The 12,741-nt window shown below is 73.9% G+C and carries 13 protein-coding genes; 7 read left to right on the top strand and 6 right to left on the bottom strand.

Annotated features, from left to right (window positions below):
• Positions 1-48: 48 nt before the first annotated feature.
• The 3 genes from AB0O91_RS25655 to AB0O91_RS25645 all read right to left on the bottom strand — a co-directional run bounded on the left by AB0O91_RS25655 (position 49) and on the right by AB0O91_RS25645 (position 1,768).
• A complete protein-coding gene (locus tag AB0O91_RS25655) occupies positions 49-504 on the bottom strand; it encodes a MarR family transcriptional regulator (RefSeq protein WP_363437264.1) in 456 nt (151 codons plus the stop codon).
• Positions 505-599: 95 nt separating this feature from the next.
• Positions 600-1,016: a DUF3037 domain-containing protein gene (locus AB0O91_RS25650; protein ID WP_363437262.1), complete on the bottom strand. Its 417-nt coding sequence runs from the start codon at positions 1,014-1,016 to the stop codon at positions 600-602.
• Positions 1,013-1,768, bottom strand: coding sequence for a HipA family kinase (locus tag AB0O91_RS25645; protein ID WP_363437259.1), 756 nt, complete (start codon positions 1,766-1,768; stop codon positions 1,013-1,015). The genes AB0O91_RS25650 and AB0O91_RS25645 overlap by 4 nt, the downstream gene beginning before the upstream one ends.
• 215 nt (positions 1,769-1,983) lie before the next feature.
• Between AB0O91_RS25645 and AB0O91_RS25640 the strand changes: the two genes are divergently transcribed.
• A complete protein-coding gene (locus AB0O91_RS25640; RefSeq protein ID WP_363437257.1) occupies positions 1,984-3,342 on the top strand; it encodes an NAD(P)/FAD-dependent oxidoreductase in 1,359 nt (452 codons plus the stop codon).
• Positions 3,343-3,459: 117 nt separating this feature from the next.
• Here the strand turns inward: AB0O91_RS25640 and AB0O91_RS25635 are convergent, their stop codons facing one another.
• Both AB0O91_RS25635 and AB0O91_RS25630 read right to left on the bottom strand, forming a co-directional pair.
• Positions 3,460-4,698, bottom strand: a complete 1,239-nt coding sequence (locus AB0O91_RS25635; RefSeq protein ID WP_363437254.1) for a GDSL-type esterase/lipase family protein — start codon at positions 4,696-4,698, stop codon at positions 3,460-3,462.
• Positions 4,699-4,854: 156 nt separating this feature from the next.
• On the bottom strand, positions 4,855-6,192 hold the full coding sequence (locus AB0O91_RS25630; RefSeq protein ID WP_363437252.1) for an aminotransferase class I/II-fold pyridoxal phosphate-dependent enzyme: 1,338 nt from the start codon (positions 6,190-6,192) through the stop codon (positions 4,855-4,857).
• Positions 6,193-6,226: 34 nt separating this feature from the next.
• Between AB0O91_RS25630 and AB0O91_RS25625 the strand changes: the two genes are divergently transcribed.
• The 6 genes from AB0O91_RS25625 to AB0O91_RS25600 all read left to right on the top strand — a co-directional run bounded on the left by AB0O91_RS25625 (position 6,227) and on the right by AB0O91_RS25600 (position 11,894).
• A complete protein-coding gene (locus AB0O91_RS25625; protein WP_363437250.1) occupies positions 6,227-6,901 on the top strand; it encodes a pyridoxamine 5'-phosphate oxidase family protein in 675 nt (224 codons plus the stop codon).
• Between the two features lie 12 nt (positions 6,902-6,913).
• Positions 6,914-7,573, top strand: coding sequence for an FMN-binding negative transcriptional regulator (locus tag AB0O91_RS25620; RefSeq protein ID WP_363437248.1), 660 nt, complete (start codon positions 6,914-6,916; stop codon positions 7,571-7,573).
• Between the two features lie 114 nt (positions 7,574-7,687).
• Positions 7,688-9,100 carry a sugar porter family MFS transporter gene (locus tag AB0O91_RS25615; RefSeq protein WP_363437246.1) on the top strand — a complete coding sequence of 471 codons (1,413 nt, stop codon included), beginning with the start codon at positions 7,688-7,690 and terminating at the stop codon, positions 9,098-9,100.
• Positions 9,101-9,157: 57 nt separating this feature from the next.
• Positions 9,158-9,859 carry an alpha/beta fold hydrolase gene (locus AB0O91_RS25610; protein WP_363437243.1) on the top strand — a complete coding sequence of 234 codons (702 nt, stop codon included), beginning with the start codon at positions 9,158-9,160 and terminating at the stop codon, positions 9,857-9,859.
• Positions 9,860-9,966: 107 nt separating this feature from the next.
• Positions 9,967-11,250, top strand: a complete 1,284-nt coding sequence (locus AB0O91_RS25605) for an MFS transporter (RefSeq protein WP_363437240.1) — start codon at positions 9,967-9,969, stop codon at positions 11,248-11,250.
• Positions 11,251-11,351: 101 nt separating this feature from the next.
• Positions 11,352-11,894, top strand: coding sequence for an HAD domain-containing protein (locus tag AB0O91_RS25600; protein WP_363437238.1), 543 nt, complete (start codon positions 11,352-11,354; stop codon positions 11,892-11,894).
• On the opposite strand, the gene AB0O91_RS25595 is transcribed toward AB0O91_RS25600, so the two are convergent.
• Entirely contained in the window at positions 11,872-12,660 is a 789-nt protein-coding gene (locus AB0O91_RS25595) for a CPBP family intramembrane glutamic endopeptidase (protein WP_363437236.1), read from the bottom strand. The two genes, AB0O91_RS25600 and AB0O91_RS25595, sit on opposite strands and share 23 nt — an antisense overlap.
• Between the last annotated feature and the right edge of the window lie 81 nt (positions 12,661-12,741).

Raw genomic sequence — 12,741 nt, 5'->3', positions numbered from 1 at the left:
CGAGGTCACACCGAACGTCGGCGGCCTGTGGCCCCGGGCGGCCGCCCGCTACTGCGCGCCGCCCGCCCGACCGGCCAGCACCGGCAGCACCTGCCCGCAGATCGAGTGCAGCGCGATCCGCTGCTCGTCGGTCATCGCCCCGAACGCCTGGTGGGTGCGGGCCATCTCGCCGCGGATGCGGTTCAGGATCTCCCGGCCCTCGTCCGTGATCACCACGATCTTCACCCGGCGGTCACCGGCCGCGGCCTCCCGGTTGGCCAGGCCGAGCGACTCCAGCCGGTCCACGATCCCGGTCACGTTCGACGCGTCGCAGCCCAGTCGCCCGGCCAGCGCCCGCATCGGTACCGGCTCCTGGACCGAGCCCAGCGCCTTGGCCTGCGAGGAGGACAGCCCGTGCCGGGCCGCGGCCGCCGCGAAGTCCTGGAAGTACGCGGCACCGACGGCGGCCAACGCCTCCATCAGCTCGGCGTTGGTCGGTACGGTCGTCGTCGAGGTCGAACCCATGGGGCCAGCGTACGGCCGAGTGCTTCAGTAACTCAAGATTTGACCACAGCAACCGTCCGCGAGCCGCCTCACACGTCCGCCGATCGGCCCAGGGTTCACAGCACCAACTGGTCGAACAGCCGGCGCAGCTCGGTCTCCGGGTCCGCGGTCAGCCCGGTGTGCACCGGCCCCGGCTGGACGATCGCACTGCGCGGCGCGGTCAGCCAGCGGAACCGCCGCCCGGGGCTGTCCGAAGCCGCCGGACCGGCCTGCGGGCCGCCCAGGCAGACCGCCTCGATGCCCTGCAGCGCCCGCCGCACCCCCTGCACGTCCGCCACCGGGTCCAGCGCCAGCAACCGGGCCTGGTCCAGGTGGGTCCGCGCCGCCAGGTGCGCGTTCTGCCGGCAGTACAGCAGCACCCCGACGTTCACGCACTCGCCCCGCTCGACCCGCGGCACCGCCCGGATCACGGCGTACTCGTAGTCGTGCAGTTCCACGACGGCCGGCAGCGCGGCCGACAGCGGCCCGGTCATCCCGACACCTCCGGCAGCCAGTCCCGCGGACCGGCCAGTCGCTCGGTCAGCTGGGCACGGTACGCGGCGCGCACGTCCTCGGGCGAGTCGAAGCCGAACTCGTCCGCCAGCCACACCTCGGGGATCTGCGCCACCGCCGCCTCGACCGCCGCCTCCGCGAGCGGTGCGAGCGCCTTGTCCGCCGCCGCGAGGTCCGGCTCGGCCCGCAGCAGCGCGTGGTCGGACGCGTCGTACGGGCGGCGCACCCAGGCCGCGGCACCGGCCCAGTTGTGGTGGAAGATCAGGCTCGCGCCGTGGTCGATCAGCCGCAGCCCGCCGGTCGCCACCAGCAGGTTGGGGTTGCGCCAGGAGCGGTCGACGTTGCCGATCAGCGCGTCGAACCAGAGCACCTGCCCGGCGAGTTCGGGATCCACCTCGAAGCAGAGCGGGTCGAAGTTCAGCGCGCCGCTGACGAAGGCCATCCCGAGGTTGGTCCCGCCGCTGGCCCGCATCTGCTCCTGGACCTGCTGGTCCGGCTCGCTGCGCGCGAGCACCGGGTCCAGGTCGACCGTCACCAGCTCCGGCACCGGCAGCCCGAGCCGCCGCCCCAGTTCCCCGGCCAGCACCTCCGCGACCAACGCCTTCCGGCCCTGCGCCGCGCCGACCCATTTCAGCGCGTACAGCCGCCGGTCGTCGGCCTCGACCAGGCCCGGCATCGAGCCGCCTTCTCGCAGTGGCGTCACGTACCGGATCGCCGTCACCTCGGGGAGCACGCCCGACAGCTTATCGGTGCACCACCCACCCCCGCAGGCACCGGGCCCCGCACGTCGACACCCGCTCCCGCGCCCCCGCCCCGCACCCCACCCGCACCCCTTCTCCCCTCCTCCCCCCACCGCCCCACCCCGGTGGCAGCCCCCGCTGCTCCGTGCGAGTGTGGCGGACAGTAATGGGGACCTTCCGGTACGACCGCACGACAAAGGGATGAGCGATGGAACGACCTCGGATCCTGATCGTGGGCGGCGGCTTCGCGGGCCTGGAGTGCGCCCGCCGCCTCGAACACAAGCTCTCGCCCTCGGAGGCCGAGATCACGCTGGTCACGCCGTTCAGCTACCAGCTCTACCTCCCGCTCCTCCCGCACGTCGCGGCCGGCGTCCTCACCCCCCAGTCCGTGGCGGTCTCCCTGCGCCGGAGCCTGCGCCGCACCCACATCGTCCCCGGCGGCGCCATCGGCGTGGACCCGGCCGCCAAGGTGTGCGTGGTCCGCAAGATCACCGACGAGGTGATCGCGCAGAAGTACGACGTCCTGGTGCTCGCCCCCGGCAGCGTCACCCGCACCTTCGACATCCCGGGCCTGACCGACTACGCCCGCGGCATGAAGACGCTCGCCGAGGCGGCCTACGTCCGCGACCACGTGATCGCCCAACTCGACCTCGCCTCGGCCACCCTGGACCAGCGGGAGCGCGAGTCCCGGCTGCAGTTCGTGGTGGTCGGCGGCGGCTACGCGGGCACCGAGACGGCCGCCTGCCTGCAACGCCTGACCACCGCCGCCGCCCGCCGCTACCCGCGGCTGGACGCCCGGCAGATCAAGTGGCACCTGATCGACATCGCCCCCAAGCTGATGCCCGAGCTCGGCGACGCCCTCGGCACCGCCGCCCTGGAGGTGCTGCGCGCCCGCGGCATCGAGGTGTCGCTGGGCGTCTCGGTGGCCGAAGTCGGCGCCGAGAACGTCAAGTTCACCGACGGCCGGGTGATCCCCTGCCGGACCCTGATCTGGACCGCCGGCGTGGCCGCGAGCCCGCTGATCGGCACCCTGGACGCCGAGACGGTCCGCGGCCGGGTCGCGGTGACGGCGGAGATGCGGGTGCCCCAGCTGGAGGGCGTGTTCGCGCTCGGTGACGCGGCCGCCGTCCCCGACCTGGCCAAGGGCGACGGCGCGGTCTGTCCGCCGACCGCCCAGCACTCGGCCCGCCAGGGCCGCGCGGTGGCGGACAACGTGATCGCCTCGCTCCGCAGCCAGCCCCTGGAGCCCTATTACCACAAGGACCTGGGCCTGGTGGTCGACCTCGGTGGCAAGGACGCGGTCTCCAAGCCGCTGGGCATCGAACTGCGCGGTGTGCCCGCCCAGTTGGTGGCCCGCGGCTACCACCTGATGGCGATGCGGACCAATGCGGCGAAGTTCCGGGTGGGTGCGAACTGGCTGCTCAACGCGACCGCCGGCGACGACTTCGTGCGCACCGGGTTCCTCGCCCGCCAGCCCGCCCGCCTCCAGGACTTCGAGTACACCGACGCCTATCTGACGAAGGATCAGGTCCGGGCGCACGCCCAGTCCCTGCTCGCCAAGGGCTGACCCCGCACGCCCCGACCCCTCGACGCCCCGCCCGCACGGGCCCGCCGGCACCCCTCGCCCGTACCGACACACCGCCGTCCCCGGCCCGCGCGGGCCGGGGACGGCGGCACGTCCGGGTCACTCCGCGGTCAGGTACATCCCGCTCGCGTCCTGTCCGGCCGTGTTGTCGCAGGCGTAGTTGCCGGTAGGCCGGGCCCACAGCTGGTTCAGGCAGCTGCCCAGCGCCGCCTGGCCGTAGTAGTTGGGGTGCATCGACTCCTGCAGCACGCCCTGGGTGCTGTTGAGCCCGCCGTCCAGGAACCGCGCCCACTCGCTGGTGGTCGCGGACGGCGCGGAGCCGGCGGACGGCTGCTGGGTGGCCGTGGAGCAGACCTCGCGCCCCTGGAGCATGTCGGACAGGTCCAGGAACTGCGCGCCCTTGGCGGCCGCGACCCCGGCCAGCGCCTTGGAGACCTGCGGCACCATGGAGTCCCGGGCCCAGTCGGCGTCCGCGTTCCAGAACGGGCAGCCGCCGGTGTCCGACCGGGTCCAGCCGCTCTCCGGGTAGCGCATCTCGGCGCTGCGCGGGATCGGGGACGGGTACGACTGCAGGACCAGCCGGTAGTCCGCCTGCGCGTAGCCGGCGTCGGCCATCACCGCGCGGATCTCGTCGACCGCCTTGCCGACCCCGGCCATCGCGGTCGGCAGCTGGGCGTCGATCCGGGACTGCGCCGAGTCGTGGCAGTACGAGTTCCAGATCAGGTAGTCCTGCACGCAGTCGGAGATGATCCCGGAGAAGCCGAGGTCGTTGCCGCCGATCGACAGCGTGATCAGCTTGACGTCGTTCTGCCGTGCCACGGTGGCGAGTTGGTCGGCCTGCGGGGCCTCGCCCTTGAGCGACTGGCCGCCGTCGGCGGCCCGGAAGACGTTCGCGGCGACGGCCCCGGAACAGGCCAGGTTGATCCGGTTCTGCGCGACGGTCGAGGCGCCCAGCACCTCGGCGACGTCGGAGCGGTCGCAGCCGCTCGCTGCGGTGGCGCCGTACACCAGCGAGGGGTCGGCCGAACTCCCGCTCCAGGCCCGGTCGGTGCCGTTGCGGTCGCCGCTGCCGCCGGCGGAGTTGCCCTGCCAGCGGCCGGCCTCGCCGGAGATGTAGCTGTCGCCGAGCGCGACACTGGCGGTCGGCCCGGCCGGAACCGCCGCCGGGGCCGCGGAGGCGGGCGCGGCGACCGCCAGCCCGGCCGCGGCCAGCGGCAGGGCGAGGGCCGCGGCGAGCAGCCGCCGACCGGGGCGCGCGGCACTGCGGGCATCGCGGGTCCTACGGGCACTGCGGGTACTACGGGCACTGCGGGCTCTGCTCGAACCGTTTTCGGGCACGCGGAAACTCCTGCGGCTCGGTCTCCCCGCGGTATGGGGGCGGGGAGACGCCTGGGTGAGGGTGGGCCGCCGGCCGGTGGCGCAAGGAAGATGGCATGGCCGCGCCCGTCACCGCTAGGGACCTGCACCAGGTTTCCCGCTTTGTTACCGGTGGGTTCAGACCAGCCGGCTGTCGACACCGTCCGTTCCCAGAACCGCGGCCAGATCGTTGGCCAGCGCCGTTGCGTCCGCCGGGTCGAGGCGTGCGACGGTGAACCTCAGCCCGGGCGGCGACTGGATCCGGTACCGCGCCCCGGGAGCCGCCACCCAGCCCCGCTGCACCAGCGCCGCCAGCGCCGAGGTCTCATCCGGCACCGGCACCCAGACGTTCAGTCCGCTCGCCCCGTGCGCCTCGATGCCGCGCGCCGCCAGCGCCGTCAACAACGCGTCCCGGCGCGTCCGGTAGACGGCGGCCAGGCTCGCGGCCGGCGCCGCGTCGGCGCGCCAGAGCTCGACGACGGTGCGCTGCAGCAGGTGGCTGACCCAGCCCGCGCCGAGCCGCTGGCGCCCGGCCACCCGCCCGACCGTCTCCTCGTCACCGACCATCACCGACACCCGCAGGTCCGGCCCGTACGCCTTGGCCGCCGAGCGCACCACCGCCCAGTGCCGCGACCCGGCGCCGACCAGCGGCCGGTACGGCTGGTCGACCATGCCGTGCCCGTGGTCGTCCTCGATCAGCAGGACCCCGGGGTGCCCGGCCAGGACGGCCCGCAGCGCCGCCGCCCGCTCCGCGGTGAGCGCCGCGCCGGTCGGGTTCTGCGCCCGGCTGGTGACCACCACCGCGCGGGCGCCCTCCGCCAGCGCCGTGGCCAGCGCGTCCGGCAGCGGTCCCGCGCCGTCCAGCCGGACCGGCACCGGCCGCAGCCCCATCGCGGGCAGCAGGTCGAGCAGGCTGCCCCAGCCCGGATCCTCGACCGCGACCGCGTCGCCGGGGCGCAGCCAGGCCCCGAGGGTGCGCTCGACGGCGTCCAGCGCGCCGGAGGCGACGGTGATCGGGCCGCCGGGCAGCCCGTCGGCCTCGAAGGTGGTGCGGGCGAGTTCGTGCAGCCCGGGCTCGATCCGCGGGTGTCCGTAGAGCACCGGCTCGGCCCGGGCGGCCCCGGCGGCGGCCGCGAGGGCCGGGCCGAGGTCGGGCAGCAGCGCCGGGTCGGGGTTCCCGCTGGCCAGGTCGCGGGCCTGCGCGGGGACGGGGATGCGGATCTGGTCGCGCGGGGTGAGCGCGGGCCGGGGCAGGATCCGGCTGCCCTTGCGGCCGGCCGTCTCGATCACGCCGCGGTCGCGCAGCAGCCGGTAGGCGGCGGCCACGGTGTTGGGGTTGACGCCGAGTTCGACGGCGAGGTCGCGCAGCGGGGGGAGCGCGGTTCCGGGTGCGAGCTGTCCGCCGCTCACGCCCTGCTCGATGTGGGCCGCGATTTCGCTGGCGCGTCGCCCTTTCAGCGGATAGTCTCCTAGCACAAACACCATTATGCACTAGTACATAGAGGTTGTCATGTCGGCGAGCCCAGAAGACACCACCGCCCCCAGCTACGCCCGGACGGCGCGCACCACCCCGACCCGCTACAAGGACCGCGCCACCTGGGAACAGGAAGCGATCCACGCCATCCTCGACGAGGCCTTCGTCTGCCACCTCGGCTTCGTCGCCGACGGCGCCCCGGTCGTCCTGCCCACGGTCTTCGCCCGGGTCGGCGACCGGCTCTACCTGCACGGCTCCACCGGCAGCCGCCCGCTGCGCGGCGCCGCCGACGAGCAGGGCCTCCAGGTCTGCGTCACCGTCACCCACGTCGACGCCCTGGTGCTGACCAAGTCCGCGTTCAACCACTCGGTGAACTTCCGCTCGGTGGTCGCCCACGGCACCGCCTACCAGGTCACCGACCCCGAGGAGCTGGACGTCGCGCTGGCCGCCCTGGTCGACCAGGTCGTCCCCGGCCGCTCCGGCGAGATACGCCCGGCCAACCCCAAGGAGCTCGCCGCCACCGCCGTGATCCGGCTGGAGCTGGACGAGGTCTCGGCCAAGTCCCGCGCGGACGGCGCCGCCGACGACCCGGCCGACGCCGATCTGCCGTACTGGTCCGGCACCGTCCCGGTCGCCACCGTGTACGGCGCCCCCGAGCCGCACGACCGGACCGTCCCGCTCCCCGCGCACCTGCACCGCTTCCCGAGCTGACCGGGCCGCCCGATGCTCATCCGATCCTGGGACCGCGGCGACGAGGCCGAGTGGCGCGCCTGGCTCGCCGAGGGCCGCGACTTCGGCCTGCTCGCCGCCAACGGCCGCCCCGACGAGGGCCCGGTGCTCGTCCCGACGCACTTCCTGCTGGACGAGGGGCGCGGCGAGATCCTGCTCCACCTCGCCGCACCCAATCCGCTGCTGGCCGCCGTCCGGGCCGACCCGAACGTCACCCTGGCGGTCACCGACGGCTACGCGTTCGCCCCCGGCCACTGGCGCGGCGAGCCGGGCACACCGACCAGCTACTACGCCTCGGTGCACTTCCACTGCACCGCGGAGGTGGTGGAGTCCGCCGCCGGCAAGGCCGAGATCCTCAACCGCCAGCTGGCGCACTTCCAGCCGGAGACCCCGGACTTCCGGGTGGTCCCCGGCCCGAACGAGCTCGCCCGGCTGCTGCCCGGCCTGCGCGGGCTCCGGCTGACGGTCCGCGAGGTGCGCGCCAAGTTCAAGTACGACGACAAGAAGCCGGCCGAGGAGCAGCGGGCGATCGCCGGGCGGCTCGCCGACCGCGCGAACGCCCCGGCGCTCCGCCGCGACCAGGACGCCGCCGCCCGTACCGAACTGCTGCGGCGCCATCAGCGGCGCACGTCCACCGCACGCGCCGTCGACTGACCCCGTTTCACCCGATCGGTCCCCACCCCGGGCAGGTCGGCCGCCGCGCTGCTCGAATGTGAGACGAGCCCTGCCCAGCCGTCAGGGCGGGTCCGTCCACCCCGGGGAGCGCGCGTGTCCACAGTCCACAGCCCACGGGCATCCGGTGAGGCCCACCTCGGGCACGTCATCTTCATCTCGGCGGCCGCCGCGATGGGCGGGTTCCTGTTCGGTTACGACAGCGCCGTGATCAACGGCGCGGTGACCGGCATCCAGAAGCACTTCGAGGTCGGCAACGGCACCACCGCCTTCGTGGTGGCCATCGCCCTGCTGGGTTCGGCGGTCGGCGCGGTGGCCGCCGGCCGCCTCGCCGACCACTTCGGCCGGGTCCGCACGATGCTGCTGGCCGCCGTGCTGTTCGCGGCGAGCGGCGTCGGCTCGATGTTCCCGCCGAACATCGAGGCGCTGGCCAGCTGGCGCGTGGTCGGCGGCATCGCGATCGGCATCGCCTCGGTGATCGCCCCGACCTACATCGCCGAGGTCGCCCCCACCGCCTACCGGGGCCGGCTGGCGTCCTTCCAGCAGATGGCGATCGTGCTCGGCATCACCGTCTCCCAGCTCGCCAACTGGGCGCTCAACCAGGCCGCCGGCGGCGAGTCCACCGGCCACCTCGGCGGCATCCAGGCCTGGCAGTGGATGCTCGGCGTCGAGACCATTCCGGCCCTGGTGTACGGCCTGATGGCGCTGGCCATCCCGGAGTCGCCGCGCTACCTGATCGCCGACCACCGCGAGGCGCAGGCCCGCAAGGTACTGGTCGAGGTGGAGGGCGAGGACGTCGACCTGGACGCCCGGGTCGCCGAGATCCGCGGCGTGCTGGAGTCCGCCCACAAGCCCCGGCTCAAGGACCTGCTCGGCGGCCGCTTCGGCCTGCTGCCGATCGTCTGGGTCGGCATCGGCGCCTCGGTGTTCCAGCAGTTCGTCGGCATCAACGTGATCTTCTACTACTCCTCCTTCCTCTGGCAGTCGGTCGGCATCAACGAGTCCAACTCGCTGCTCATCAGCCTCTCCACCTCGATCATCAACGTGATCGGCACCGTGATCGCGATGGTCCTGGTGGACCGCATCGGCCGCAAGCCGCTGGCCCTGGCCGGCTCCATCGGCATGGCCCTCGCCCTGGGCACGGCCGCCTGGGCGTTCTCCTACCGCAACGGCACCGGCGACACCGCCACCCTCGACAACACCCACGCCACCGTCGCCCTGATCGCCGCGCACGTCTTCGTGCTCTGCTTCGCCTTCTCCTGGGGCGTGGTGGTCTGGGTGCTGCTCGGCGAGATGTTCCCCAACCGGATCCGCGCGCTGGCGCTGTCGGTCGCCGCCTCGGCCCAGTGGATCGCCAACTGGGCGATCACCGTCAGCTTCCCGGACCTCGCCGACTGGAACCTCTCCGCGACGTACATCATCTACGCGGCCTTCGCGCTGCTCTCCATCCCGTTCGTGGCCTTCTGCATCAGGGAGACCAAGGGGCGTGCCCTGGAGGAGATGGGCTGAGCCCGCGCCAGCGCCCGCACCTCCGCCGCACACGGCCCGACCCACCGAGAGGAAGCCATGCCTGACCAGGGCGGCTCCCGGCAGAACGTCACCTTCCCGAGCAACGGCCGCACCGCGCACGGGTACCTGGCCCGTCCTCCGCAGGGGGTCGGGCCGGGCCTGGTGGTGGTGCAGGAGTGGTGGGGGCTCACCTCGCAGGTCGCGGACACGGCCGACCGCTTCGCCGCGGAGGGGTTCACCGTCCTCGCCCCCGACCTGTTCGGGGGCGCCACCACCCACGACCCCGCCGAGGCGGCCCGGCTCAAGCGCGAACTCCCGGTCGAGCAGGCCGTCGAGGACCTCTCCGGCGCCGTCGGCTTCCTGCTCTCGCTGGACGGCGTGGTCGGCGACGCGGTCGGCGCGGTCGGCTTCTGCATGGGCGGGGGCTTCGCCCTGATGCTGGCCGCCCGCGCCGGCGACGCGGTGGCCGCCGTGGTCCCGTTCTACGGCCTCCCGCCCGACCCGGACTTCGACTACCGCGGCCTGACCGCCCACGTCCTCGGCCACTTCGGCGAACTCGACGGCTCCATCCCGATGGCCGCCGTGGACGAGGCCGCGATCCGGATCGGCGAGGCCACCGACGTCCGCCCCGAGATCCACTTCTACCCGGCCGGCCACGCCTTCATGAACGACGAGAACCTGCTCGGCGGCTACGACGCCCTCCAGGCCCGGACGGCCTGGCGGCGCACCCTCACCTTCCTCTGGGGCCACCTCGGCTGAGCCTCCGGCACCGGCCGTCCGAGGCCTGCGGACACCCCGTCCGACGTCGTCGGCCGGGTGCGAAAACCCGTTGGACACCTGTCCAAACTCCGACCATAGTCACCCGGGTGCCCACCCCCCACCCTCCGCGTGCCCGCCGCCTCGCCTGGGCGAGCCGCAACTTCCGGATCCAGACCGCCGCCACCGTGATCAGCGGCCTCGGCAACGCCGGTGCCCCCATCGCCACCGCCTTCGCCGTCCTCGGCAACGGCGGCAGCACCGCCGAGGTCGGCTACGTCACCGCGGCCCGCCTGCTGCCCACCGTCCTGTTCCTGGTGCTCGGCGGCACCCTCGCCGACCGGCTGCCGCGCCACCACATCATGGTCGCCGCCAACCTGTTCAGCGCCGCCGCCCAGGCCGTCCTGGCCGCCCTGGTGCTGGCCGGGACGGTCCAGCTGTGGCAACTGCTGCTGCTCTCCGCCGCCGGCGGCGCCGGCTACGCCCTCTACTCCCCCGCGGCCGGCGGGATGATCATGCAGGCCGCCCCGCAGGAGCACGCGGCCCGCGCCTTCTCGGTCTTCCGGATGAGCCAGAACGCCGCCCAGATCGGCGGCGCCGCCCTCGGCGGCCTGCTCACCACCGCCGTCGGCCCCGGCTGGGTGCTCGCCCTGGACGCCCTCTGCTTCCTGGCGGCCGCCGCCCTGCGCTTCCTGCTGGAGGCCGAGACCGCACCGGCCCCCACCGGCGGCGGCATGCTGCGCGACCTGCGCGAGGGCTGGCAGGAGTTCGCCTCCCGCCGCTGGCTCTGGGTGATCGTGCTGCAGTTCGCCGTCCTGGTGGCCTGCGTCAACGCGGTCGAGGCGGTGTACGGGCCGGCGTACGCCAACGCGTACCTGGGCGGCGCCGCCGACTGGGGCCTGGCGATGTCCGCCTACGGGGTCGGACTGGTCGTCACCGGCCTGCTGATGGTCCGCTGGCGCCCCCGCCGGATCCTGCTGGTCGGCAACTGGGGCGTGTTCCTCTTCGGGGTGCCCGCCCTCGCCCTGGCCGTCCACGCACCGCTCCCGCTGCTGGTCGCCGCGATGTTCCTGTCCGGCGTCGGCGTCACCGTCTTCGGCGTCAACTGGATGGTCGCGCTCCAGCAGGAGGTCCCCGAGGAGATGTTCTCCCGGGTCTCCGCCTACGACGAGCTCGGCTCCTACTCGCTGGCCCCGATCGGCACCGCCCTGGCCGGCCCCGCCGCCGTCGCGCTCGGCCTGTCCGGAGCGCTCTGGGCCTGCGCCGGCCTCTGCCTGCTGCTCAGCGTCGCGGTCCTGATCGACCCCCAGGTCCGCCGGCTCTCCCGCCGGGAGCCGCGGCGAAGCACTGCGGACGCACCGGTGCCCGCCGACGAGCCCGCCCCCGCGCCGTGAGCGCCCTGTGCGCCCCGCGTGCGCCCGTCGGCGAGCAACCACCGGTCCCCGTGGATCGTCCGACCAGGTAGCAGAGACCATTCCACTTGGGGGGCCCACCGGTGCCGAAGCCACTGCTGTTCCTGGACGTCGACGGGGTGCTGAACCCGGTCTGTCCGCATCCCGACGCCGGTTTCGACTCCCACACCCTGCTCGGCTACGCCGTCCTGCTCGCCGCCAAGCACGGCAGCTGGCTGCGCGAACTCTCCGGAACGTACGAACTGGTCTGGGCCACCACCTGGGAGGAGCACGCCAACACCCACATCGCCCCGGCGATCGGCCTGGACCCGCTCCCCTTCGTCCGCTTCACCGGCTACGTCCCCCAGCCCGGCGACCCGTGCGTCCCGCTGATGGAGCTGTTCTCCGCCCGCAAGTGGGCCCCGCTGCTGCGCCACGCCGAGGGACGCCCGTTCGCCTGGGTGGACGACGTCATCCCGCCCCGGCTGCTCCGCCGTTCGCTCCTGCGCCGGGACCGGCTGCTGCTGTCGATCGACCCCGGCCAGGGCCTGGAGCGCCGGCACGTCGACCGGCTGCTCAGCCGGCCGCCGCGCGCCCTGTCGCTGTCGGCCGGCGGGGCGGCGGTCAGGGGGTCGGCAGCCAACTGACGTGCCCGGCGAGCAGCGCGTACCCGACGAAGGCCACCGTGTCGATCAGCGCGTGCGCCGCCACCAGCGGCATCACCCGCCCCCAGCGCCGGTACAGCAGGCAGAACACCGCCCCCATCACCATGTTGCCGACCAGCCCGCCGACCCCCTGGTACAGGTGGTACGAACCGCGCAGCACCGAACTGGCCACCACCACGGCCGGCCAGGACCACCCCTGCTGCCCCAGCCGGCGCAGCAGGTAGCCGAGGACGACGACCTCCTCCAGGATCGCGTTCTGCCAGGCCGACAGCACCAGCACCGGCACCCGCCACCAGACGTCCGGCAGTCCCGAGGGCGCCACCGTCAGATTGAACCCGGCCGCCTGGGAGACCAGGTACAGCACCAGGCCGGAGCCGCCGATCGCCGCCGCGACGCCCGCGCCCCGGCCGAGGTCGCGCAGCTTCTCCCGCAGGTCGAAGCCCAGCACCCGCAGCGTGACGCCCTCGCGCACCAGCAGGTAGCCGACCAGCACCACCGGCATCAGTCCGCGGGCGATGGAGTAGAGCTGCCAGACCAGGTCCAGCCAGGGCCGCCCGGGCGCGCGCGAGCCGTTCAGCGTGGCGACCTGCTGGCCGAGCCGGACCGGCTCGGTGAGCGAGCCGGCGAAGCTGATCAGCGCGCTGATCCCGCTGGCCCCGAGCGAGAGGCCGAGGACGATCAGCAGCTCCACCCCGAGCAGGCGGCGGTCGGGGCGCCCGGTCTCCGGCACGGTCGGGCGGGTCGTCACGGGCGCTCCAGCGGACGGACCTGCGTCGAACAGGCGATGGCTCCGGCGGTCGGCCGACGACCGGAGCGATCATCCTGACAC

Origin of the sequence: Kitasatospora sp. NPDC089797, from assembly GCF_040684795.1 — a bacterium.
In the GTDB taxonomy this organism is placed as follows: domain Bacteria; phylum Actinomycetota; class Actinomycetes; order Streptomycetales; family Streptomycetaceae; genus Kitasatospora.
Note: the sequence above shows the minus strand (reverse complement) of the source record. Positions and strands in the feature narration are given on the sequence as shown.

Coding starts and splice junctions, on each gene's coding strand:
- AB0O91_RS25650 (WP_363437262.1), bottom strand. CDS start 1,016: ATGACCGGGCCGCTGTCGGCCGCGCTGCCGGCCGTCGTGGAACTGCAC.
- AB0O91_RS25625 (WP_363437250.1), top strand. CDS start 6,227: ATGTCGGCGAGCCCAGAAGACACCACCGCCCCCAGCTACGCCCGGACG.
- AB0O91_RS25610 (WP_363437243.1), top strand. CDS start 9,158: ATGCCTGACCAGGGCGGCTCCCGGCAGAACGTCACCTTCCCGAGCAAC.
- AB0O91_RS25655 (WP_363437264.1), bottom strand. CDS start 504: ATGGGTTCGACCTCGACGACGACCGTACCGACCAACGCCGAGCTGATG.
- AB0O91_RS25620 (WP_363437248.1), top strand. CDS start 6,914: ATGCTCATCCGATCCTGGGACCGCGGCGACGAGGCCGAGTGGCGCGCC.
- AB0O91_RS25640 (WP_363437257.1), top strand. CDS start 1,984: ATGGAACGACCTCGGATCCTGATCGTGGGCGGCGGCTTCGCGGGCCTG.